Consider the following 23,614-nt stretch of genomic DNA (forward strand, 5'->3'; position numbering starts at 1 on the left):
TAACATATGTCAAAGAATGTAGAGTTATATGAAGAATCAAAATTGTACTCGCCAGGCGGGGTACATACGTCCATTCGTAATGTGAATCCCATGAAGGTTTTTACGAAAGGTGAGGGTGCTTACATCTATGATGCAGATGGCAAGAAGTACATCGACTATCAAGGTGCATTCGGCCCGATTATTTTGGGGCACAGCCATCCTTACGTCAATCGCAAAGTGATTGAAGCTATTGAGAGAACGGATTTGTACGGCGTTGGCTGTACGGATCTGGAAGTGGAGTTGTCGCGCAAAATTTGTACGCACGTCCCATCGTCTGAGCAGGTGCTCTTTTGTAATTCAGGATCTGAAGCCACCTATCACGCGATTCGCCTAACCCGTGCGATTACAGGTCGCAACAAGCTGATCAAATTTCAAGGATGCTATCACGGCTGGCACGATTATGTCGCTCGCAACATGCTTAGTTCTTGGGACATGATAGGCAAAAGGGATCCGGGATCTGCCGGTATGTTAGATGAAGCGATTGACAATACCTTGGTCTGTACCTTTAATGATCTTGATGATGTGGAGAGAACCTTCCGTGAAAATAAAGGGCAAATCGCATCGCTGATTGTTGAGCCGATTCCCCATAATATCGGCTGTGTTATGCCGCAGCCTGGCTTCTTGGAAGGGCTTCGTGAGCTTTGTACGGCACATGGTGCACTGCTCATCTTTGATGAAGTGATTACAGGCTTCCGCCATGATATTGGCGGTTATCAGAAGGTTGCAGGCGTTACTCCCGATTTGACAACGATGGGGAAAGCGATGGCGAACGGCTATCCCATCGCCGCTGTAGCGGGTAAGCGTGAATATATGCAGCGTTTCAATACGTACCCAGGCGGCGACGTCTGGTTTGCAGGCACCTATAACGGGCACTCGGTAGGTACGGCCGCTTCGATTGCAACGCTTGAACTGATGGAGAACGAACCGGTGCATGAGCATATTTTCCGGTTGGGCGAGAAGATGCGTTCCGGCATTCGTGGTATTCATGAACGACTTGGCATTGAGGCATATGTGGCAGGTTTCGGTTCCGTATGGACGACGTATTTCATGAATAGCGAGCCGAAGAATTACTCGGATTTGCAGCAAAATGATGCAGAACTATACATAACCTATCGTAAGAAGTTGATCGAGAAAGGCATCTTCAAAATGCCGATGAACATTAAACGTAATCATATTAGTTATTCTCATACCGATGAGGACATCGACACAACACTTACAATCATCGAGTCGGTGCTGAAGGAACTTATTTAATTAATCTAAAGTTAGGAGTTTATGGGCACATGAAATTCGTTTCGTTTCTTTATCAAGATAGCTACCGATTAGGTGTCAAAATAGAGCAAGGCGTGGTCGATGTTGTGGCGGCACTCTCCGCAGTAACGGAAGAGAACGCGATTCCAACAACCATTCACGAGGTTATTGATGGTGGTGCCGAGGCTTTAAATCATCTTCTTTCATTTATAGAACGAGTTCTTGTTTCGGATGCAGATCAAACCGCTTATCTATTGGATGAATCTACATTAACACTTGGACCATGCATCACGCATCCGAATAAAATCATTTGTGTGGGCCTTAATTATCGCAGACATGCGGAGGAAACGAATGCACAGATCCCGCAATTTCCTATTTTGTTCAACAAGTTCAATAACGCCTTAGCGGGTCATGGTGAAGAGATTTCGTTACCCAAGGTTTCTGTGAAAGTTGATTATGAAGCGGAATTAGCCATTGTCATTGGTAAAAAAGGGAAATATATTTCGAAGGAACAAGCGCTTTCTCACGTCTTCGGGTACTGTAATGCGAATGATTTGTCAGCCCGCGATTTACAAGTGAGGACCCCACAATGGCTGTTGGGAAAATCGTGTGATCAATTTGCCCCTATCGGTCCTTATGTGGTGACGGCTGATGAAGTAGGCAACCCGAATGATCTTGCGATTACAACGATTGTAAATGGAGAGGTAAGGCAGCATTCGAATACATCAGATATGATATTCCATTGCGATGAAATCATCAGTTACATTTCACAGCATATGACCTTAATGCCTGGAGATATTATTTTGACAGGGACACCAGAAGGTGTTGTGTTAGGATATCCGCTAGATAAGCAGGTATATCTGAAAGATGGGGATATCGTGACGATTGAGATTGAAAAGCTCGGGGCACTGACCAATCGGATGGTCGCGGAGTAAATGAGGATTTGAGAAAACGGGGCTGTCTCACAAGTAGCGTAACTACTTACGAGACGGCCCCGTTTGTTATTGTTTTGTATGTAAATTGATTAGGCCAGTAACTTCAAAAATTCCCGCATGAAACCTGGTAAATCCGGCCATGCATGACCGCTCACGAGTTTGCCATCGACATGAAGCGTATCGGTTGTATAGGTCGCGCCAAGTGCCTCAACATCCAAGCGACATGCGTTATACGCGGTCAACGTGCGACCCTCGAAGAGGGAGTTATCTTTCAGAGCGGCGAATACTTGTGCACCATGACAGATGGCACCTACAGGCTTATCCGCTTCAAGGAAATGACGAAGGATGCGTGGCACATCTTCACTCGAGCGAATGTATTCTGGAGCTCTGCCACCAGGAATGATAAGCCCATCGAACTGGCTGGGATCAACATCGGCGAAAGCGACGTGGGAGGGGAGAAGATGTCCTGGTTTTTCGGTGTACGTTTCCCAATCTTCTACGAAATCGTGAACCACGGTACGAAGCACTTTCTTCACGGGAGATGCGATCACAGCCTCATATCCCTCCTCTAATACACGGTAATAGGGATAGTATACTTCCAATACTTCTACAGCATCACCAGTTAGAAATAAGATCCTTTTGGACATAAAATCACTCCTTGGTAATAGTTGGTAATCCATATTTAATTATGAACAAACCTGGTTTTCTTGTATACGGGTGGAATTTGAGATGAATTGTCGAATTGGATGATGTTATAATAGAAGATATGTCGAAAATGTGGGGAATGATTAAAGTATGAAAGCATATTTAGAATTGCTTAAGGATGTCTTAGATCAAGGTGTTGAAAAGGGAGATCGCACAGGAACAGGAACGATTTCTGTTTTTGGGCGTCAGATGCGAATCAATCTGAGGGAAGGTTTCCCTCTTTTAACAACGAAGAAGATGCATATCAGATCTATTGTTCATGAACTGTTGTGGTTCATAAGCGGCAGCACGAATATTCAATATTTGCGCGATAATGGTGTTTCAATTTGGGATGAATGGGCTGACGAAGAGGGAAATCTTGGCCGCGTATACGGTGCACAGTGGCGTACATGGCAGGCGCCAAATGGGCAAATTATCGATCAAATTGAGAAGCTGATTCACCAAATCAAGACGAATCCGGATTCGCGTAGACACTTAGTTAGCGCTTGGAACCCTGCGGAAGTGGATAGCATGGCCTTGCCGCCGTGCCACTATGCGTTTCAATTTTATGTAGCGAACGGTCGTTTATCGTGTATGTTCCAAATGAGATCCGTAGACACGTTCTTGGGTCTGCCTTTTAATCTGGCGTCGTATGCCCTGTTAACCCATATGATTGCTCAGCAGTGTGATCTCGAAGTAGGGGATCTGATCTGGAACGGCGGCGATGTCCACATTTATCAGAATCATGTTGAACAAGTGAATAAACAGTTAGTGAGAGAGCCACAAGAGCTGCCGACGCTTCATATCAAAAGAAAGCCAGCTTCTATCTTCGATTATCAATTCGATGATTTTGAATTTCTTAACTACACACCGCTGCCGGGCATTAAGGCGCCGATTGCGATCTAAGGAAGTTGTTGTAACGAAAGGAGTTTTCGGCGTATGAGTATCTCATTTATATTTGCTATGGATCGTAACCGAGCCATTGGCGTCAATAATAAACTGCCTTGGCATCTGCCAGGTGATTTGAAATTTTTCAAAAACGTGACGATGGGGCACCCCATCCTGATGGGACGCAAAACGTATGAGTCCATCGGCAAGCCGCTTCCCGGAAGACGCAACGTCATTCTCACGCAGAATTCCGCTTATCAAGCCGAGGGCTGCGAAGTTATTCACTCGGTAGACGAAGCAATCGACGCGTTTCCTGATCAGGAGCTATTCGTCATCGGAGGAGCAGAGATCTTCAAACTGTTTGCTTCGCATGTGAATCGTATGTACATCACATACATTGAGGATGAGTTTGAAGCGGATACCTTTATGTCCGATCTCGATTTGTCCACTTGGACACTGGTATCGTCTGAGCAAGGTGAGCGTAACGAGAAGAATCCGTATGAGTACTATTTCCGGATTTACGAGAGATAGTCGGTTTCATTGATTAAATGGAAATCGTACAGTTAATTCCAGCTGTATTCTTGATTTGAATGAAATAGCTGGAGAACATACAGTTAATTTCGGGCGAAATCAGCTTGTGTAGCGATTTAGTCGAAATTAACTTCATATTTTCCATTTATTCGGGATAATTGAGGAAAAAGAGCCGAAATTGATGTGCTTTTGCAGTTATCTCAGCCGCGCAGGTGCAACCACAAGCAACCAAAAAAGACTTCCATCAGATCAACGAGATCTGATGGAAGTCTTTTTCTATTTTCTACAGGATCATAAGTGTGCTTATGCCCGTTTTCTTACTAACGCGATAATCAATGCAGCTGCACCAAGCACTAAACCAGCAATAGATAAGTAAAGTGACGTATTCGACTCGGAGCTATCTCCAGCAGCAGCAGTACCCGCCGTTACATTACCGTGGCTATCTGTCGTTGCGCCAGCAGCAGCTTTTGCTTTTACGGTTGTAACTGAAGCAGGCTTGTCTGATCCATTTGCGCCAACCCATTCCACAACAGAACCGTCTTTGTATGTTTGGTAAGCTTTCCAGATGATTTGAGTAGCGGCATCAGCTACTTTACCTTGCATGCTGAAATCTCCGAATTCAGTTGCGCTTAGTCCATCCCCCGTTGCTGTCCAAGTAACGCCGGTAATTTTGCCAGCAGCGTCTTTCGCAATGTCATACTTCCATCCAGCTTTAGGTTCAAAACGAGAAACAGCGACCGAATCAAGTGGGAACTTAACCTCTACTTTAACGGTTGCACTATCCTTCTCGGAAGGTACACGTACGGTGAAAACTTCATAGCTGCCTTGCGTAGCTTCTTTCGGATATACAACGACGTGAGCACTGGCAATTCCCACAAGAAGCATGGAGGCGATCATCATCGAGCTTGCGGTTAACACAAATTTTTTAAACATGGAAACATATTCCCCTTTCAATTTCAACTCTTACCATGTTGTCCATCTTACCTGATAGACAAGCATAAGAGTATGACTCGACTGGGCTATTTTTTCGACTAGTTTTGTCTAAATGGTAGCATTTAAGGGATTTCCATCAGATGTTGTCTCAATTTTGGAGACATGCCTACCTCGTTGCGGGACGGTTTAGGGGTTTATGTCATTTCCGTGTCAACCCATGTTTAATAGCGAAAGCGGTGAGTTGCACGCGATTTTCTAAAGAGAGCTTCACGAGAATATTTTTCATGTGATTTTTTACAGTATGTTCGGAGATTAGCAGCTTTTCGGCAATGACACGATTGTTATCCCCTTGAGCGACATAAGCAGTAATTTCTTGTTCTCGAGAAGTGAGCATATGAGGGCTTGGACCTTCCGTGTGCGCGCCAGCTGGTGAGCGGAAGCGTCCAAATAGCTTGTCCGCCATGCCTCGAGCCACCTCGGAATTATCATCGAGCAGCGCACGGAGATAGTTCAACCACTCATCGGGGTCCATATTTTTGAGCAAATACCCTTGAGCCCCGAATTGCAATGCCGTGAAAAGATCGGCGACATCATCCGAAACCGTGAGCATAACGATGCGTATCCCGCTGTAGGCTTGTTTGATGTGACGTGTGGCTTGTAAGCCGTCCATGGGCGACATATGAATATCCATTAAGACTACGTCAGGGGCAAGCTCTCCGCAAAGACGAATGGCATCTTCTCCTGAGCTGGCTTCTCCGACGATGAAGAAATCAGAGCAGGGTGCCAGCATGCTTTGTATTGCTTTGCGAGCTAGGGGATGATCATCAACAATAAGGACACGAAACGGCATCGTTTCTTGCATCAGCTAGTCACCTTTCTTTCGGCAAGTACGATCACTTCTGTACCGCAGCCTTTCTCACTCCGAAGCTCCAAAGTAGCGCCAAGTTCGGAAGTACGTTTCTGCATAAGGTCGATGCCGTAGGTCGTATTCTTCTTTTTAACTGTATCCGCATCCGAGTCGAGCTGCATACCGCAGCCATTGTCTGTCACGTGTAGCCGCCAACGATCGGGTGTAGCTTCTAAATGAAATGTGGCATCTGTTGCCATCGAGTGTTTGCGAATGTTTGTAAAAGCTTCCTGCATGATGCCAAAGAGTTGAACTTCTTCACTTGGCGTGAAGCTATCTTCTTCGATCTGCACGGTCACCTGAAGGTGAATGCCGCTGACTAACTTCCAGTTGGCTAGGAAAGTTTGGATGCGTTGCCCAAAAGAAGTGCCTTCTTCTGGCGGTGTTCGCAAATTGAAAATAGCCTGCCGCAGCGAATTGTCGATCTCGGAAACAGCGGCTTTCGCTTCTTCGATGTCCCCCTGGCGCAGTTTTACATTCAGGAAGAAAAGCGTCTGCGCCAAATCATCATGCAGCTCTCTTGCCAATCGCTCACGCTCTTCGAAGACCGCTCTACGGGCTTCGCTATGTAGGATTTGCTCATTGCTGCGTTCCATGCTACTAAACATCCAGGAAGCGAAGAGATAAGATAAGAACAAAGTAATGACCGTGATCGTGAAATTGCCAGCTTCCATTGTTAAATAGCGGAGTAAATATTCATGGCGGATATATTCAAATCCACCAATAATCAATACGGGTAATAAAACCGTGAAAAGCTTGTATTTACGCATAGACATGGAGTAAATCAGCTCCTTTTCAGAATAATGAAGATATAGGATGTAACAAGGAATTGCTGGACTTAGAATTGGAACGGTTTCTATTATATCAGATCTGATTTAGAATTCTGTACAAATAATCGGATCAGTACTTCTCAATTCACGCACGTGTGTGCTACATTATTAGTTAATCGTAACACGAATGGGAAGGGTGTGTTTGCTTTACTATGTGGAAATCTTTGCTGCAGGAGAAAAAGAACTGGGCCGGATATGTGATTGTTATTATCCTGCTTCACGTACTCGGCCTGATCGGTTTATACACCGTTGCCCAATCATCTCCTGCATTCTGGGGGATTGGACTATTAGCTTACACGCTAGGGATGCGTCATGCGTTCGACGTTGATCATATTGCAGCTATTGACAATACGGTACGGAAGCTTGTCCAACAGAAGAAAAATCCGTTAGGCGTTGGCTTTTACTTTTCATTGGGTCACTCCTCAGTAGTGTTCGTCATGGCTATTGTGACCGCATTCTCGGTGCAATGGGCGGCACGTGAGCTCCCTTGGATGCAACGTTTCGGCGGTGTGATTGGTGCTTCTGTTTCAGGACTTTTCCTCGTCATTATCGGTGTCATCAATTTATTGATTTTGATTAGCTTGTACAAAATGTTTCTGAAGTTTCGCGGCGGTGAGTACGACAACAACGAGTTTGAGGATCTATTAGAGTCACGTGGGTTTATTGCACGCCTCATTAAGCCACTTTTCTCATTCATCACCAAAAGCTGGCACGTATACCCGTTAGGCTTTCTCTTCGGATTAGGCTTTGACACCGCCAGTGAAATCGCTTTGTTGGCCATATCCGCGCACGCGGCGAAGGATGCGATCCCGTTTATCGGCGTCATCTCACTGCCTCTCTTGTTCGCTGCTGGGATGAGCCTATTCGATACAGCGGACGGCATGTTCATGACAAAAGCGTACAAATGGGCGTTTCACACCCCAGTGCGCAAGCTTTATTACAATTTGACGGTAACCGCACTCGCGGTGGTTGCCGCATTAATTATTGGTGTGATTGAGCTCGGACAGGTGCTTTCCGAAGAATTCAGTATGGAAGGTGCATTCTGGACATGGCTGCAAGCGATTGATTTTGGTACGTTAGGCTTTATTCTGGTTGGGATGTTCGTCATCGCCTGGATCGTTTCGATTGCCGTTTGGAGAGGCATGAAGATCGAGGAGCGCTGGGGCGCTAAGTACAATCGATAGAAGAAACGGCCTCTGCGAGCGCGCATGGGCCCTTTTTTTGTCAATTTATCAGGTATAGGCTTCACTCCAAAATTCGGCTATAATTCTGGATGGGGCACTCGTCCAAAATGGACTATGTAGTCCTTTATTGTGCATGGTGAACAATGGAATATGAATATTTTCTAAAGGTAATGATAGAAAAAAGGATTTTCCCACTGTTCGTTGAAAGTAGTCTGTCTAGTACTTCGAAACTGAGTAAAAGAAAGTAGGACGAATATGATCGAGTTTAAGCATCTTTCAAAGGTTTATCCAAATGGTACTGTTGGTTTAAATGACATTAACCTTACCATACACCCAGGGGAGTTCGTAGTTATTGTAGGTTTATCAGGGGCTGGCAAGTCGACATTGCTTCGTTCGATTAATCGTCTGCATGAGACGACGAGCGGTGAGATTTTAATCGATGGAAAATCCATTACATCAGCTAATGGCGCACAACTGCGTCGGATGCGTAGAGACATAGGGATGATTTTCCAAACGTTTAATCTAGTAAAAAGATCCACGGTACTTCGTAACGTCCTTTCCGGTCGCGTAGGTTACCATTCCACACTTCGTACGATGTTTGGTTTGTTCCCAAAAGCGGATGTTGAGCTTTCGCTTAAAGCATTGGAGCGTGTGAACATTCGAGAAAAAGCGTATTCACGCGCTGATGAATTGTCCGGCGGTCAACAGCAACGTGTTTCCATCGCAAGAGCACTTGCGCAGGAAGCGAAAATTATCCTCGCGGATGAGCCTGTTGCTTCACTAGATCCGCTTACAACTCGACAGGTTATGGATGACCTGAAACGCATTAACAAGGATCTCGGTATCACAACCGTTGTCAACCTTCACTTTATCGATTTGGCTCGTGAGTACGCAACACGTATTATCGGACTTCGTGCTGGTAAGGTCGTCTACGATGGACCTGTTGCTGATGCGACGGATGATGTGTTCTCCGAGATTTATGGCCGCGCCATCAAGAAGGATGAACTGCTGGGGGTGCAGGAGGGATGAGTGTAGCAACCGTCAAAAAGCCTCCACGCACGAAGTTCTACATGATCATCGCGATCATGGTGCTGTTCTTGATTGGTAGTATTTATCAAACGGATGCAACGTTGACAAGATTAGCTACGGGTACGCCGGAGATTCTGAAGTTTATCGCAGAAATGTTTCCGCCAGATTGGCTATTCTTTGCAGACATTTGGAAGCCGATGGCTCAAACGATTCAAATGTCCATCCTGGGTACGGTCATTGGGGCTCTATTCGCATTTCCAATGGCTTTGCTAGCAGCTCGTAACGTAACAACGTCACCTTGGCTGTACTACCCGGCACGTTTTTTTATGAATTTGATTCGTACCATTCCGGATCTGCTCTATGCAGCCTTGTTTGCTGTATTAGTAGGCTTTGGTCCAACCGCAGGTACATTAGCTTTAATTTTCTTCACATTCGGTATTATTTCAAAGCTTTCCTATGAATCAACCGAGGCGATCGACCCAGGTCCGCTTGAGGCGATGACTGCAGTTGGAGCTAACAAGCTGAAGTTGATTCGTTATGGGGTTCTTCCGCAAGTTGCACCGACGTATCTGGCTCATTTTCTGTATACCTTTGAAGTAAGTATTCGTGCCTCTGCGATCCTTGGTTTGGTTGGCGCAGGCGGTATCGGATTATTGCTCAAAAATACACTAGATCTGTTCCGTTATGATCAGTCTTGTGCCATTGTTATTTATACGCTGCTTATCGTTGTTATCATTGATTTGGTGAGTACACGATTCCGGACGTATTTGTTAAAAGGCAGTGCCAAGCCAATGAGCGAATCGCGTGCGAACACGTACAAAATCATTGGTGGGTTAGCTGTAGTTGGATTAATTGTATGGGCTCTAACTGGCTTGGAGTTGACAGGCTTCCAGCCAACGACTTGGATTCTTACAAAAGCGATGATCAGTGGATTATTCCACCCAGACTGGGCTTATGTGTATATCCCTGAAGGCGAGGATTTACTTCGTTCCCTACTTGAAACCTTATCGATTTCTTATTTAGGAAACTTCGTATCCGCGATTGTTTGTCTGCCTTTTGCTTTCTGGGCTGCGGCGAATATGAGTCGTTTCCGTGCTGTTTCGGCCACAGGGAAATTGTTCTTGAGTGTTGTTCGAACAATTCCTGAGATCATTATGGCTCTCATCTTTATTAAAGCCGTTGGACCGAACGCTTACGCAGGCGTAATGGCCCTTGGATTGCATTCCGTGGGGATGCTTGGTAAATTGTATGCCGAGGCCATTGAGAACATGGATATGGGTCCTACAGAGGCGATGACAGCTGTTGGTGCGAACTTCTGGCAACGGATGTCGTTCGCTGTCATTCCACAGGTGATACCGGATTTCATTTCGTATACACTGTACCGTTTTGAAATCAATGTTCGCTCCGCAACCTTGCTTGGGGTCATTGGTGCTGGAGGGATCGGGACACCGTTGATCTTCGCACTGAATGCTCGGCAGTGGCCGCGTGTAGGTATCATTTTGATTGGGATTATCGTCACTGTTTCGATCATTGACTATATCTCCGGATCATTAAGAAAACGAATCGTCTAGAATACCCACTAGTCTCACAAATAAAAGGCAGCTCCTGAAGGTCGCAACCTTCAAGAACTGCCTTTTATCATTCATGCAAGACCAGTAGCCAAACCTACTTGCTATTTCCACCTTGTGCAACCAAGTGAAGGAAACGAGGTTCACGAAGACGATGAGAAGCGGGTAAGAGCGGTTCGTCGGGTCCTAAAAGTTCAATTTGATCAATTAACGTTATTGGGACCATAATGTTGTTTATTTTTAGCAGCTGAAATTCTGGGTAATACTGTGAAATGATTCCGTGTACTTCATCGGTGCCGCACCGAATTATGACTTCTGATTTACGCATGATCAGCATTTCGTACATCCTGTTTTTCACCCCACAATGAGTTATGACACGACCGACTTAGTAAACGTTTGATGGTTAAAAGTAAACGAAGAGCTTGGACGGGCGTGCCACATTCATAATATGCAAGGAAAGTCTGGTATAGAATGTAAAATTAGAAGGAAAAAACCACCGCGTCATGGAAGCAAGGCTCATGCTGCGGTGGTTTCATAGTGTAGTTGTGTAAGCTTAGCTTAACTTATTTCAAGCCCATTGCTTTGTTAGCTTCACGAACGATGTTGAATTTATCATCAGTTGTAGCTACGTAACCTTGGTGTGTGTATACATCGATGATCACTTTTTTACCTTCTGGATCGTTACCGATCGCGATGAAAGCATCTTGAATTTTCTTCTTCCAAGCTGCATCCATATCGGAACGAACAGCGATTGTATCGTTTGGAATTTTATCGGAGAAAGCAAGAACTTTCGTTTGTTTGAAAATATCTGGGTAATCTTTAACCATGTTGGCACGGATGTCTTGGAACACGCCTACTGCATCAACTTGGCCATTAAGAAGTGCGATTACCGCTTTGTCATGTCCTTGGAATTGAACACCAGTTACATCCTTCACAGGATCAACGCCGGCTTGTTTCAACACAAGACCTGGGTAAACGTAACCAGCTGCGGAAGTAACACCTTGCCAGCCCATCTTCTTACCTTTCAAATCAGCTACGGATTTAATTGGGGAATCAGCTTTGACAACAATCATCGATTTGTAGAAATCAACAAGATCTTTCGATGGTTGACCTGTTGCATCATCAACGCCAAAACGTTGAGCTTGTACAAGAAGATCAGCAGCTTTACGGTTATCATGGGCAACAACATAGTTACTTGGTGGCAAGAAACCAACATCAACTTGTTTGGAAGACATCGCTTCGATAACAACGTTGTAATCTGTGGAAACGGAAACCTTAACCGGAATTCCTAATTTATCTCCAAGCAATTTTTCAAGCGGCTTAGCTTTTGCTTCAAGTGTCTCTGCATTTTGGGAAGGTACGAATTGTACTCTAAGTTCTTTAGGAACAAAACCTGCTGCAGCTGGAGTAGCAGTTGCCGCAGTAGTTGCTGCTGCAGTTGATGAAGCAGCTGGAGTTTCGTCTTTTTTCGCGCAGCCAACAAGTGCACCTGCAGCTACAACCATGGACAAGCTTAGTAATGTTAATTTTTTCATGTCTTTTTGACCTCCGTTTAAATATTTACTTTTTATCTATGATGTACTATAACATTATCATAAGAGATATGGAAGATAGTGTGAAGTATTTGTTAAACTGACAAATGATATGTAAAACTTTACAATATAAAGGATGGAGTGAAACGCTTGACGCAGACGAATCAAGGACTAAGAAGTCACATTACAATTTTGGAAACAAGCGATCTCCATGGGAATATGTTTCCCATTCATTACGCAAATAATAAGCACAATAATGTCGGATTATCGAAAATTGCAACCTTAGTTGCACAAGAACGTGCTCATAAAGAAAATGTGATTGTTTTGGATAACGGCGACCTCATTCAAGGTACACCACTCGCCTACCACCACGCACGATTAGATAATGAACCAATGAATCCTATGGTACTGGGTTTGAATTATTTGAAATATGATGCGGCAGTACTCGGAAATCATGAGTTCAATTATGGCATGAATGTTCTGCAAAAAGCAGTGCGTGAATCTAATTTTCCTTGGTTATGTGCGAATATTTTGAATGAGAAGACAGGTGAGCCTTTCTTCGGTAAGCCGTATCTGATTAAACAATTTCCGGATGGCGTACGTGTTGGAATTCTCGGAATCACGACACCCTATATCCCAAACTGGGAAGATCCGAAGCATATTGTCGGCTTACGGTTTGAAGATCCTATTGCAGCGGCTCGTACATGGGTGCAATTCCTGCGAGAGCAAGAACATGTCGATGTCGTTGTGGTTTCCTACCATGGCGGATTCGAAAGAGATATCGTAACCGGTGAGCCTACTGAGCCGTTAACAGGCGAAAATCAAGGGTATCAGCTATGTATGGAAGTAGAGGGAATCGATGTTCTCCTCACAGGTCATCAGCATCGTAGTATCGCTGGGGCTCAAATTAATGGAGTTACCATTGTTCAACCTGGTACAGCTGGCGTTACGCTTGGGAAGGTGGACATCGCGCTAGATCAGGTGGAAGGGAATTGGCGTATTGCTTCCAAGCAATCTGAGCTTCTATCTGTAGACAAAGTAGAAGCGGACACGGTGCTGCTCACGCAGATCAGCTCTTACGAGGCGAAAACACAGCTATGGCTGGATCAACCCATCGGGAAGCTTACAGGAGACATGCTCGTGAAAGATCCTATGCAGATTCGTACAGTTGATAATGCACTGATTGAGTTCATTAACAAAGTCCAAATGGAGCTGTCAGGTGCACAAATTTCCAACACGGCACTGTTTGATAATATTTCTCCTGGGTTTCCTTCGGATATTACCATGCGAGATATTGTGTCCAACTATATTTACCCGAACACACTGAAGGTCATTCGCATCTCAGGACAAGATATTAAGGATGCCTTGGAACAGTCTGCGGAGTATTTTGAATTGGTGGATGGCGTTCTTCAGGTAAGTAAAGCGTTCATGGAACCGAAGCCTGCCCATTACAACTATGATATGTGGGAGGGAATTTCCTACACGCTGAACATTGCCCGTCCTGTTGGGAACCGAGTTGTACAGTTGGATTTTAAAGGGGAACCGATTGATCTTGAAGCATCTTTCGAGGTGGTCATGAACAATTACCGCGCTGCTGGCGGAGGTAATTATGCGATGTTCCAGAATAAACCGGTTGTGAAGGATATCCCAACGGATGTAGCTGAGCTGCTGGCAGGGTATATTATGGAGCGAGGTACCATCGAGGCAAGCGTTAACCACAATTGGCAAGTCATTTGGACGTAGCTCGTCCTTCAATTAGAAGAGCCTTACAAAGCCGATTCTCAGCTTTTGTAAGGCTTTTTATGTTGTGCAGCGATTATTTCTCACGAATATAAGCTCGATCACCCGTTCGAGGGTTGTAATAGACCCGATAAGTGAAACCGTCTTGGGGATCAATGAAGACTTCAGTTGTAAAAACAAAGCCGTTTGGAGGCGATTGAGGTGTCGCGGCACCATCCGTTTTGTAACGTTTGTCGTAAACGAGATAACCGAGAAGAAGTAATATAAGAAAGCCTACGATCCACAAGCCGTATATAAGCAAAATAGAGGAGTTCCCGCTCATAGCCTTCGCGTCCGGACGGCTGTGCCATACGCGACGATTTCGCTCATATTTTGACCAATATCCCCACTATCGAACCGCATCATGACAATCGCATCTCCGCCCATGGCTGCTGCATTCTTGACCAGTCGGTCCATAGCTTGCCGTCGGCCGTCTTCCACCATTTGCGTATATTGTGTGACTTCTCCGCCAATTAATCCTTTCAAAGAGGCCATAATATCCCCGCCAATGCCGCGGGCTCGCACGACAACACCAAATGTACTACCTAGAACTTCTGTGATCTCATACCCGGCAATGTTTTCAGTTGTAACTACCATCATATCAAATCGCTCCTTCAATGTTGAAATAGATGCTTTTCTACTTGATTAGGATTGGCTATTATTAACTAAGTACGTTAATCCAATGAGGGGGTTTCAAACTTGAACGCAGGGACAACGATTGAATTGTGGCCAGGAGCTGTACAAGATAGTCAAGGTGAGGAAAATCAAGGCTGTCCAAGCTTAACCTTATATCCAGCAGAGGGGGATGGCCTTCGCGCAGCAGTTATTGTATGTCCAGGTGGAGGCTACGGCAGACGTGCCCCTCATGAAGGTGAGCCCATCGCAAAGTGGCTGAATGCACTTGGCATATCCGCTTACGTGTTGAACTATCGTGTAGCTCCGTATAAACATCCTATTCCTCTAAATGACGCGCAACGGGCTATTCGAACTGTCAGACACCATGCGGAAGCATGGGGTGTCGATGCGAACCGCATTGGTATTCTTGGTTTTTCTGCAGGCGGACATTTGGCAGCTACTGCGGGCACGCACTTCGATGCAGGAGATCAGGCTTCTGAAGATCCAATTGAACATCAAAGTTCCCGCCCAAATCTCATGGTGCTGTGTTATCCGGTTATTTCACTTGGAGTGAACGCGCACCAAGGTTCACGAATCAATTTGATAGGCGCAGATGCTAGTGAAGATTTAGTCCAGCATTTAAGTAATGAACTACAAGTAACGTCAGATACACCGCCAACTTTCCTGTGGCACACAGCGGATGATGCAGCGGTTTCAGTTGAAAATAGCTTGCTTTTTGCTAGTGCGCTAAGTCGCAATAAAATTCCATTCGACCTGCATGTTTTCGAATCAGGACGTCACGGAATTGGCATTGCAGCCGATCATCCAGAAGCGTATGTCTGGCCTGAGGTTTGCGCAAATTGGTTGAAAAAGCAGCATTTTGCATGGCAAAATTAGTCTACGAATGCCATCCGCTTGGAGACTCGGCTATCGTGATTCGACTTGGGTCGGACATTTCGTTAACGAATCTGCAATTGGTCAGGCAGGTAGCGAATTATCTGGAAAATAATTGGCAGGAGGGCTCCATAGAACTAGTCCCTGCCTATACAACCATTACAATCTATTATGATGCTTTCCGCATTTATAACTATGCTTCCGAAGTCGTGTTAAAAAGTGGACAATCCCAGTGGGCTGCGGCTTGGCACCCGTATGATTATGTCTTGCAACATACTGTGCAGTTGCTAGAAAGCTATACAGATGGTACAGCTAGCCAGTTAGGTGCCATCACAGATATTCTTGTGTGCTATGAGGAGGCCTATGGGCCTGATCTCGTGGAAGTAGCGAATTATCATAAGGTGAGTACAGCCGATATCGTGACATGGCATACATCTCGCGTGTATCCGGTGTACATGATAGGCTTCGCACCTGGGTTTCCCTATTTAGGGGGTATGGATGAAAGGCTTGCGACACCTCGTAAATCAGTGCCGCGGACACGAATTCCAGCTGGCTCTGTAGGCATTGGCGGGGCACAAACAGGCATCTACCCTTTTGAAACGCCAGGCGGCTGGCAGCTTATTGGTCGAACGCCACTCCGTTTGTTTCGTCCAGACACAGATCCACCCTCCCTGCTCAAGGTTGGCGATCAAGTGAAATTTGTGGCGATCACATCGGGGGAGTTTCAAGCGATAGAAGAAGGGACTGCAAGCGATGGGCTTTGAGGTCATAAAACCGGGTCTATTATCCACCTTACAAGATGAGGGACGCTACGGTTATCGAAAATATGGTGTCATTGTGGCAGGACCGATGGATCGGTTTGCTCACCGAACTGCCAACTTATTGGTGGGCAATGGTTATGAAGCAGTGGCATTGGAAATGACACTCAGCGGTCCCACGCTAGTTACCCAGAGTGATAGGGTAGTTGCCATTTGCGGTGCAGACATGGAAGCGAAGGTGGATGGAAGCTTAGCGCCTTTATGGCAGCCTTTCGTTCTTCGCGCTGGAAGTGAACTTCAATTCCAATACGCTGTAGAGGGTTGTAGAGCCTATTTAGCCGTGCATGGCGGATTTATGGCTGCGGACGCTCTGGGAAGTCATAGTACGTATCTGAGAGCAGGCATGGGTGGATATGAGGGACGAGCTCTTCGGGTTGGGGACGTCTTGAAAATGGAGAAAGATGAATCGCCTGTTCAGCTCATTAACGCTGTTGAGCTTGGAGCTAGGTCCGCAAGTCCAAGAATTCGTCCAGACTATCGCGATAATCCAGTCGTAAGGATCGTTAAAGGTAAGGAAGCATCATTCTTTACGCCAGAGAGCTGGTCGCATTTGCTGTCTCAAAGCTTTCAGGTTACCTCGCAATCAGATCGAATGGGGTATCGATTGTCGAGTGAGCCTAAGCTTGCGCTTATCGAGGGTATATCTTATGAGATGATTTCGGAAGCTGTGGCTTGTGGCACAATCCAGGTCCCTTCAAGTGGACAACCGATTGTATTGCTTGCTGATTGTCAAACAACAGGGGGATATCCTCGCATCGGTCATGTGATCTCTGCAGATCTCCCGCTTGTCGCGCAAGTAAAGCCAGGAGGGATGCTGCAGTTCCAAGAGGTTACACATAGCGAAGCGCAGGAGCAGTTCCTGCTGCAAGCCATGGATCTGAAGTTGTTGGAGACAGGCATGCAGACTTGGTTCCGAGGGCTGAAAAAATAAGGAGAGTGAGCGCGATGTTGCGCATTGACTTGAATTGTGACATGGGTGAAGGCTTCGGCGCTTACCGCCTCGGCCGTGACGCGGAGCTGCTCGACTACGTCAGCTCGGCCAACATCGCCTGCGGTTTCCACGCAGGCGATCCAGCAACCATGCGTAGCACCGTACAGCTGTGCTTGCGCAAGGGCGTAGCGATCGGGGCCCATCCGGGCCTGCCCGATCTTCAGGGCTTTGGCCGGCGCGAGATCGCGATCACGCCGGCAGAGGCATACGAGCTGACGTTGTATCAGCTCGGAGCGCTGCAGGCGTTCGTCCACGCCGAAGGCGGACGCCTGCAGCACGTCAAGCCGCATGGCGCGCTCTACCACATGGCTGCGAAGCGCCATGAGTTAGCCGCCGCGATTGCGGCTGCAACGGCTAGCGTCAGCGCAGAGCTGACGCTGTATGGCCCGCCCGGCAGCGAGCTGCTGCGGGCGGGCGCCGCCGCGGGGCTGCGGACCGCGAGCGAGGCTTTCGCGGACCGCAGCTACCAGCGGGACGGCTCTTTGACGCCCCGCGACCAGCCGGGGGCGCTGCTTGAGAGCGCCGCCGAGGCTGCGGCGCAGGTGGAACGGCTTGTCCGCGAAGGCAGGGTCCTCTCCCGTACGGGAGAGGACCTGAGCATGCGCGCGGACACGATATGCATCCACGGCGACGGTGTGCACGCCGTGGAATTCGCGCGCGATATCCGCGCGCTGCTTACGCAAAGCGGCATCGCAGTCATGCCGCTGGGGACCTAGCGATTTCGCTAGGTTTTTTTGTATCCCTCAGAGTCTCCTCCTCCTCCTACATCATGAATAACTCGGTAAAGCAACTTTCCCCATCAAGTCGATACATATTCCTGTAATTCAAACTCCGCTACCAGCCAGTACCATTACTTGTGCTGAGCCTGCAACTTTCGACGTCTCAGAGTGCACTCACTGCTGATAACCTGCTGAGGTAGCAAAAATCGACGTCTCAAGAAGCGAATCGCGCCAAATCAGACTAGTTAGAGTACCGAGCCTGCCACTTTCGACGTCTCAGAGAGCAGTCACTGCTAATAGCCTGCTGAGCCTGCAAAAATCGACGTCTCAAGAAGCGAATCACACCACTTCATACTAGTTAGAGTACCGAGCCTGCAATTTTCGACGTCTCAGAGCACACTCACTGCTGATATCCTGCTGAGCCAGCAAAAATCGACGTCTCAAGAAGCGAATCGCACCACTTCAGACTAGTATGTTATCTGAGCCTGCCATTTTCGACGTCTCAGAGCACACTCACTGCTGATATCCTGCTGAGCCAGCAAAAATCGACGTCTCAAGAAACGAATCACACCACTTCAGACTAGTTAGAGTGCCGAGCCTGCAACTTTCGACGTCTCAGAGTGCACTCACTGCTGATAACCTGCTGAGCCAGCAAAAATCGCCGTCTCAAGAAGTGAATCGCGCCAAGTCAGACTAGTATGTTATCTGAGCCTGCCACTTTCGCCGCCCCAAGAATCCTCACTCCCCCCTCACCTTAGAGGGGGGAGTTCTCCCCCAACAAGGAAAGAATCCCTATAACCATTCTTTCACTTGAGAGCGGCGCCATAATATGAGTTAATAGATATGTAGCCGGCCGGCTAATTCCTTCGGAAAGGAGTGATCAAGGTGATTACAACGCAAACAGAGGTGATCTCTGCGTAAGCAGGGGTCACTGTTCCAAGCGGGGGCCACTAGGCCCTCGCATAACTTTTACGAACGAGTAGACAGCGAGAAGCTTTTTACATATAATGAAAATTGTGAACACGAAGTGAACACAACAATAAACTACGGTGAAGGGAGTGCTTTTTAATGTACACAATGACAATGACAGTAGCGATGAATGTTGCGGCCGCCGCAGAGGTACTCGTCTCCTAACTGAATATCATTCGTGGAATAACCGTTCACCTGAATTGTATAATTGCATATACAACCGACAGGCACGATTATGATCGTGTTTTTTTTATTCCATTTTTGAGAATGGTAGGAGGTTAAGGGGCGATGAAGATACTCTCTGCAAATCAGTCAAAGTTAAGCTTTGCACAATTTGAGGAGGTTTTCATCCATGAGTTATAAGAACGGGAAAGATGTTCTTCCCCCTAACCTATTAAAACAATTACAAGAATATATCCAAGGCGAAATCGTGTATATCCCTAAGAAAGAGCAGAAACGTGCAGGTTGGGGAGAAAATAACGGCACTCGCATCATTATTGAGCGGAGAAATCGTGAGATTTTCCGTCTGTACCAAACAGGTTCGACGGTTTTAGAGCTGATCAAAGTGTTTCATTTATCCGAAGACAGCATCCGTAAAATTATTGTAAAAACAAGAGAATTAACAGCCAATCAGGCATAGAAGCAGCATCCATTGTGATGCTGCTTTTTTCCTTTTTATCGTAACCTGTAGGAATCCATGGTTTTCGCGCCGAAAACATGTAGATAGAGCATGTAGAGAATCAGGAGGGTATAGAGATGATAGCTGTATTCGTGTATGGAACGTTACTTGTAGGAGAAAGTAATCATTTTGTTGTCTCACCGTATTTACTAGCTGTGCAACCTGGGGCGATTAATGGTCGATTGTATGATGTTGGACCCTATCCAGCGTTAGTTCGGACAGGTGAGGATGATCAAGTGGTTATAGGGGAATGGATTGAAGTTACAGAAGAAGGACTAGCCGCCATGGACATTTTGGAAACGTACTACAGTCCAGGGCATCCGGATAATGAATACGAGCGAACGTGGGTACAGGATATTAACGGAGAGCGAGAAGGCTGGGTGTATGGCTACACAAGTCCGCGCGGACTTCCAGCCATATCTGGATCTTCGTGGAAAGAGCATTTGCACCACAAAAACATGTGATTTCTTTCGCGGTTTTCCGACATTTTCCTATCTTGCCCTCAGATATGATGCTATAATTAGTACTAATTTAGATGGACTCGAGGAGAGAGAACATGTCATCTTACAGAATTTTGCTAGCTGACGATGAACTGGCGCTTCGCTTTCTGCTGACGGAAACGTTATCTGATGAGGGATACGTCATCACGGAGGTTGAGGATGGCCAACAAGCAATCGAGCAGCTCGGCCAGGAAGCTTACGACTTAATCATTCTGGATTATATGATGCCGGAACGCACGGGTGTAGAGGTATGTTCCTGGTTGAGACAAAGTGATAATGTGAACAAGGACTTGCCGGTTATTCTTTTGACAGCCAAGGCCTTGGAGAAAGATAAAGAGAAAGCGAAGGCAGCCGGTGTCACCACGTACATTGTAAAACCCTTCAGTCCACTTCAATTATTAGACACGATAGGGCAGCTGTTGCAACGATAGGTTAGACAAGCAGTCGCTGGAATCCGATTAATTAAGCTTATAAAGGGTGATTGTCTGTTATGAGCCATAGAAACCTAGAGAGATCCAAAGATTCAGGTTCAGAGTCGGATCGCGAAGCAAGAATCCTCAAGCAGGGTAGAAAGATTTTTATTCGTGAATATGACAAGCAGCTTCAGCAGCTGCAGTCCTTGCTGACTGCCGTTCAGACGGAGCCAATCCTAGAGGATTTGCAGCATTGCTATCGGATTGCACACACACTTAAAGGCAGTGCGCCTGTATTTGGTTTTGTGCGAATTGGTAAATTGGCCGAGGATCTGGTCAGGAATTGGGAATGGACATTAGCCATTGAGAAGCAGGACGATGAGTTACTTCAATCAACGAGCCCTGTATCTGAAAGCATAGAACGAACGGCTGGCCTATTGCTACAATTGAAAATGGAACTGGACATTGGCTTAACAGAAATTCAGATGGATGAGGAGCAAGACCCTATTACAGGTTCGATGCTTCGAACTCTCAAAAGTCGTATTTTATTAGTTGATGATGACGATGTACTTCGTTCTTATTTGACAAGACGGTTGCAACTCGATGACTGTGTTGTGGATGAGGCAGCTGATGTGGAATCGGCTAAAAAGTTGCTTCGAGAACATACGTATGACCTCGTTACGTTAGATCTGATGATGCATCCGCAGTCGGGCTATGAGCTATTTGAGTTTTTGAAGGAAGATCCTACACTTAAGTGGCTGCCGCTGATTGTTTTATCGGGACGAGACGATGTCAGCGATAAAGTTCGTTGTTTCCATTTGGGAGCAGATGATTATGTGACCAAGCCATTCCAATATGAAGAATTGGCAGCACGTATTTACGGTCTCCTCAAACGGACGCGGAATTTTGAACAGTTAGCTTTCCGTGACCCGCTGACAGGTGTGTTTAATCGTCGATATTTTGATCTGCAAATTGGGTTGGAGCTGCAGCGTATTGAACGCTATCCAGCGCCAATATCGCTTGTTTTCATTGATATCGACAATTTCAAAAGTGTCAACGATACGTACGGTCATCACGTAGGTGATTTGGTTCTTCAAGGTTTGGCACATTTAATGCAGGTGAATTTGCGGTCGACGGATTTGTTGGCCCGCTTTGGCGGAGAAGAATTTGTGATAGCACTTCCGAATACGACTGTAGATCAGGCCCGAGCGATCATGCAAGATATTCTAGATAAAGTCCGTGTGAAAGCTGTAGCGAAAAATGAAGGCCAATCGTTCTCGATCACATTTTCAGCTGGTGTTGCCGAATGGCAAGTAGGCATGTTAATTGCAGAGTGGGTTGCGAAGGCTGACGACGCGATGTATCAAGCGAAGCAACAGGGCAAGAATCGCATCGTACTGGCGGACTTAGAGGATGAGGGCGCACAATTTACGAAGCTCGTCGCACATGCGAATGCTCAGCTGCAGAAGAAGAAGCTCTTAATTGTTGATGATGATCCCATTCTAAGAGCGATCCTGACTTCCCAATTGGAGCATTTGCCGATTGTGATTACCCAGGTATCAGATGGAGAGCAAGCGTGGCACCTACTGGCTAATCAAGCCTTCGATGCGTGCATCTTGGATGGCATCCTGCCTAAGCTGGATGGATTTACATTATTGGAGAAGATCAAGACAGACGCTAGCGAGCTCACCAAGGAGATGAAGGTCCTCATGCTCTCGGGCAAAAAGAAAGCCTCGGATGTAGCGAAGGGACTCCAAATGGGTGCAGATGATTATATGACGAAGCCATTCTCACTCGTAGAACTAGAAAACCGCGTCAAACAACTGATGAAATTGAACTAAGTAAGAGGGGCATATGGCCTCTCTTTTTTGCTGTTTGCCTGCAGTAGGTTGTGTATAGGTGAATCTTCGGTGTCGGAGGTTTGCGACTTCCGCACTTTCTGATACAGTAAGATGATACAAAGCTATTTATGAAGGAGTAAGAAGAATGTCGGAGAAAGACAATCTGGTACGTTTTGGAATTTCGATGCCACAATCACTCATTGAGCAATTCGATCGGTTAATTGCCTTACAGGGGTATGATAATCGCTCGGAGGCGATCCGAGATCTCGCGCGCAAAGCGCTTTTAACGTCAAGCAGTATGCAGCCAGAGGAAATGGTTGCCGGAACGATTGTCATGGTGTATGACCATGAGATTAGAGATCTGCCCATTACGTTAATGGAGCTTCAGCACGATTATCATCATGCGATCATCTCAACGATGCATATCCATTTAAACCATCAGCAATGCTTGGAAATACTCGTCGTTCGCGGTGAAGTGCAGAAGCTTAGAGAGCTGCAGCAACGAATCCAAGTGTTAAAAGGGGTTGGCTACGCGGAGCTGTCTGTTACACATGTAGACGAGCACGGTCACAGCCATGGACATCATCATCACGTTCACGATAAGCCTCATACACATGAGTAGAATTCGTAGTTCTTCCGCTTTTTTGCTAAAATAAGGACATGGAGGTGCGTTATGTCTGAGAAGAAATGGTTCTCTTTGGAAGAGGCCAATGGTTTATTACCTTTTGTTAATCAGGAACTGAAGAAAATGCAAGCCTTGAAGAGCGAGTTTGAGGATAAATATATGGAACTACGCCATAAGAAGAATGAGTACGCAGAGAAGCCGAGCGGGGAAAAGGATCCCTTTTTTGTCATGGAAGCGGCACTGGAATTTCTGCAAATTGAAGCGCGTGGGCTTATCCAAAGCTTTCAAAAGACGGGCATTGAGCTGAAGGATATCGATTCAGGACTTGTGGATTTTCCATCGGTAATGAATGGACAAGAAGTATTGCTGTGTTGGAAGCAAGGAGAGGATCAGATTCGTTATTATCACGGTGAGCAAGATGGTTTTGCTGGACGTAGACCAATAGCGGATTAGAGGGATAGGG

26 protein-coding genes are annotated in these 23,614 nt (G+C 46.3%); 18 read left to right on the forward strand and 8 right to left on the reverse strand.

The genetic code is table 11. The annotated features are described in order from the left end of the window. The first annotated feature begins 6 nt into the window (after nt 1–6). Entirely contained in the window at nt 7–1,290 is a 1,284-nt protein-coding gene (locus AC58QM_RS02385) for an aspartate aminotransferase family protein (RefSeq protein ID WP_497281037.1), read from the forward strand. A 29-nt stretch (nt 1,291–1,319) separates the two neighbouring features. Beyond that, nucleotides 1,320–2,222 carry a fumarylacetoacetate hydrolase family protein gene (locus AC58QM_RS02390; protein WP_497281039.1) on the forward strand — a complete coding sequence of 301 codons (903 nt, stop codon included), beginning with the start codon at nt 1,320–1,322 and terminating at the stop codon, nt 2,220–2,222. An 89-nt stretch (nt 2,223–2,311) separates the two neighbouring features. Here AC58QM_RS02390 and AC58QM_RS02395 read toward each other — a convergent pair whose 3' ends face one another. Then, nucleotides 2,312–2,869 carry a DJ-1/PfpI family protein gene (locus AC58QM_RS02395; protein WP_497281040.1) on the reverse strand — a complete coding sequence of 186 codons (558 nt, stop codon included), beginning with the start codon at nt 2,867–2,869 and terminating at the stop codon, nt 2,312–2,314. Nucleotides 2,870–3,017: 148 nt separating this feature from the next. Between AC58QM_RS02395 and thyA the strand changes: the two genes are divergently transcribed. Both thyA and AC58QM_RS02405 read left to right on the forward strand, forming a co-directional pair. After that, the gene (thyA, locus tag AC58QM_RS02400; protein WP_497281042.1) at nt 3,018–3,812 is read left to right on the forward strand and encodes a thymidylate synthase; all 795 of its coding nucleotides are present in this window, start codon (nt 3,018–3,020) and stop codon (nt 3,810–3,812) included. Between the two features lie 33 nt (nt 3,813–3,845). After that, the gene (locus tag AC58QM_RS02405) at nt 3,846–4,325 is read left to right on the forward strand and encodes a dihydrofolate reductase (protein ID WP_497281043.1); all 480 of its coding nucleotides are present in this window, start codon (nt 3,846–3,848) and stop codon (nt 4,323–4,325) included. 303 nt (nt 4,326–4,628) lie between these two features. Here AC58QM_RS02405 and AC58QM_RS02410 read toward each other — a convergent pair whose 3' ends face one another. From AC58QM_RS02410 to AC58QM_RS02420, 3 genes are all read right to left on the reverse strand, one after another. Further along, nucleotides 4,629–5,258 (reverse strand): YcnI family copper-binding membrane protein, encoded by a 630-nt coding sequence (locus AC58QM_RS02410; RefSeq protein WP_497281044.1) that lies wholly within the window; start codon nt 5,256–5,258, stop codon nt 4,629–4,631. A gap of 199 nt (nt 5,259–5,457) precedes the next feature. Beyond that, nucleotides 5,458–6,120, reverse strand: coding sequence for a response regulator (locus tag AC58QM_RS02415; protein ID WP_497281045.1), 663 nt, complete (start codon nt 6,118–6,120; stop codon nt 5,458–5,460). Then, nucleotides 6,120–6,941: a sensor histidine kinase gene (locus AC58QM_RS02420; RefSeq protein WP_497281047.1), complete on the reverse strand. Its 822-nt coding sequence runs from the start codon at nt 6,939–6,941 to the stop codon at nt 6,120–6,122. The genes AC58QM_RS02415 and AC58QM_RS02420 overlap by 1 nt, the downstream gene beginning before the upstream one ends. Nucleotides 6,942–7,147: 206 nt before the next feature. On the opposite strand from AC58QM_RS02420, the gene AC58QM_RS02425 reads away from it, so the two are divergent. The 3 genes from AC58QM_RS02425 to phnE all read left to right on the forward strand — a co-directional run bounded on the left by AC58QM_RS02425 (nt 7,148) and on the right by phnE (nt 10,779). Continuing rightward, a complete protein-coding gene (locus AC58QM_RS02425; protein WP_497281048.1) occupies nt 7,148–8,179 on the forward strand; it encodes a HoxN/HupN/NixA family nickel/cobalt transporter in 1,032 nt (343 codons plus the stop codon). Nucleotides 8,180–8,434: 255 nt separating this feature from the next. Beyond that, on the forward strand, nt 8,435–9,208 hold the full coding sequence (gene phnC / locus AC58QM_RS02430; RefSeq protein ID WP_497281050.1) for a phosphonate ABC transporter ATP-binding protein: 774 nt from the start codon (nt 8,435–8,437) through the stop codon (nt 9,206–9,208). Then, a complete protein-coding gene (phnE, locus tag AC58QM_RS02435; RefSeq protein ID WP_497281052.1) occupies nt 9,205–10,779 on the forward strand; it encodes a phosphonate ABC transporter, permease protein PhnE in 1,575 nt (524 codons plus the stop codon). The genes phnC and phnE overlap by 4 nt, the downstream gene beginning before the upstream one ends. Nucleotides 10,780–10,873: 94 nt before the next feature. On the opposite strand, the gene AC58QM_RS02440 is transcribed toward phnE, so the two are convergent. Together AC58QM_RS02440 and AC58QM_RS02445 are read right to left on the reverse strand one after the other, a co-directional pair. Further along, nucleotides 10,874–11,113 (reverse strand): hypothetical protein, encoded by a 240-nt coding sequence (locus AC58QM_RS02440; protein WP_497281054.1) that lies wholly within the window; start codon nt 11,111–11,113, stop codon nt 10,874–10,876. A gap of 226 nt (nt 11,114–11,339) precedes the next feature. Next, on the reverse strand, nt 11,340–12,311 hold the full coding sequence (locus tag AC58QM_RS02445; protein ID WP_497281056.1) for a phosphate/phosphite/phosphonate ABC transporter substrate-binding protein: 972 nt from the start codon (nt 12,309–12,311) through the stop codon (nt 11,340–11,342). A 147-nt stretch (nt 12,312–12,458) separates the two neighbouring features. On the opposite strand from AC58QM_RS02445, the gene AC58QM_RS02450 reads away from it, so the two are divergent. Next, nucleotides 12,459–14,051 (forward strand): bifunctional metallophosphatase/5'-nucleotidase, encoded by a 1,593-nt coding sequence (locus AC58QM_RS02450; protein ID WP_497281058.1) that lies wholly within the window; start codon nt 12,459–12,461, stop codon nt 14,049–14,051. A 73-nt stretch (nt 14,052–14,124) separates the two neighbouring features. Here AC58QM_RS02450 and AC58QM_RS02455 read toward each other — a convergent pair whose 3' ends face one another. After that, entirely contained in the window at nt 14,125–14,370 is a 246-nt protein-coding gene (locus AC58QM_RS02455; RefSeq protein ID WP_497281059.1) for an HD family phosphohydrolase, read from the reverse strand. Continuing rightward, complete coding sequence (locus AC58QM_RS02460; protein WP_310501165.1) at nt 14,367–14,687, reverse strand: YbjQ family protein; 321 nt, start codon at nt 14,685–14,687, stop codon at nt 14,367–14,369. The genes AC58QM_RS02455 and AC58QM_RS02460 overlap by 4 nt, the downstream gene beginning before the upstream one ends. 99 nt (nt 14,688–14,786) lie before the next feature. On the opposite strand from AC58QM_RS02460, the gene AC58QM_RS02465 reads away from it, so the two are divergent. The 10 genes from AC58QM_RS02465 (at nt 14,787) to AC58QM_RS02510 (ending at nt 23,604) form a co-directional block, all read left to right on the forward strand. Then, on the forward strand, nt 14,787–15,599 hold the full coding sequence (locus tag AC58QM_RS02465; protein WP_497281061.1) for an alpha/beta hydrolase: 813 nt from the start codon (nt 14,787–14,789) through the stop codon (nt 15,597–15,599). Further along, nucleotides 15,587–16,360 (forward strand): 5-oxoprolinase subunit PxpB, encoded by a 774-nt coding sequence (gene pxpB / locus AC58QM_RS02470; protein WP_497281063.1) that lies wholly within the window; start codon nt 15,587–15,589, stop codon nt 16,358–16,360. The genes AC58QM_RS02465 and pxpB overlap by 13 nt, the downstream gene beginning before the upstream one ends. Further along, nucleotides 16,350–17,345, forward strand: a complete 996-nt coding sequence (locus tag AC58QM_RS02475) for a 5-oxoprolinase subunit C family protein (protein WP_497281065.1) — start codon at nt 16,350–16,352, stop codon at nt 17,343–17,345. The genes pxpB and AC58QM_RS02475 overlap by 11 nt, the downstream gene beginning before the upstream one ends. 14 nt (nt 17,346–17,359) lie before the next feature. Continuing rightward, nucleotides 17,360–18,121 carry a LamB/YcsF family protein gene (locus AC58QM_RS02480; RefSeq protein ID WP_497281066.1) on the forward strand — a complete coding sequence of 254 codons (762 nt, stop codon included), beginning with the start codon at nt 17,360–17,362 and terminating at the stop codon, nt 18,119–18,121. Between the two features lie 1,324 nt (nt 18,122–19,445). Further along, entirely contained in the window at nt 19,446–19,733 is a 288-nt protein-coding gene (locus AC58QM_RS02485) for a CD3324 family protein (protein WP_028556449.1), read from the forward strand. Nucleotides 19,734–19,849: 116 nt separating this feature from the next. Then, nucleotides 19,850–20,236 (forward strand): gamma-glutamylcyclotransferase family protein, encoded by a 387-nt coding sequence (locus tag AC58QM_RS02490; protein WP_497281068.1) that lies wholly within the window; start codon nt 19,850–19,852, stop codon nt 20,234–20,236. Between the two features lie 92 nt (nt 20,237–20,328). Beyond that, complete coding sequence (locus AC58QM_RS02495; protein ID WP_497281070.1) at nt 20,329–20,703, forward strand: response regulator; 375 nt, start codon at nt 20,329–20,331, stop codon at nt 20,701–20,703. Between the two features lie 59 nt (nt 20,704–20,762). Next, the gene (locus AC58QM_RS02500) at nt 20,763–22,526 is read left to right on the forward strand and encodes a response regulator (protein ID WP_497281072.1); all 1,764 of its coding nucleotides are present in this window, start codon (nt 20,763–20,765) and stop codon (nt 22,524–22,526) included. A 145-nt stretch (nt 22,527–22,671) separates the two neighbouring features. Further along, a complete protein-coding gene (nikR, locus tag AC58QM_RS02505) occupies nt 22,672–23,148 on the forward strand; it encodes a nickel-responsive transcriptional regulator NikR (RefSeq protein ID WP_497281074.1) in 477 nt (158 codons plus the stop codon). Between the two features lie 51 nt (nt 23,149–23,199). Beyond that, nucleotides 23,200–23,604: a DUF2203 domain-containing protein gene (locus AC58QM_RS02510; RefSeq protein WP_497281076.1), complete on the forward strand. Its 405-nt coding sequence runs from the start codon at nt 23,200–23,202 to the stop codon at nt 23,602–23,604. Nucleotides 23,605–23,614: the final 10 nt, after the last annotated feature.

The organism is Paenibacillus sp. J22P165, assembly GCF_059692015.1.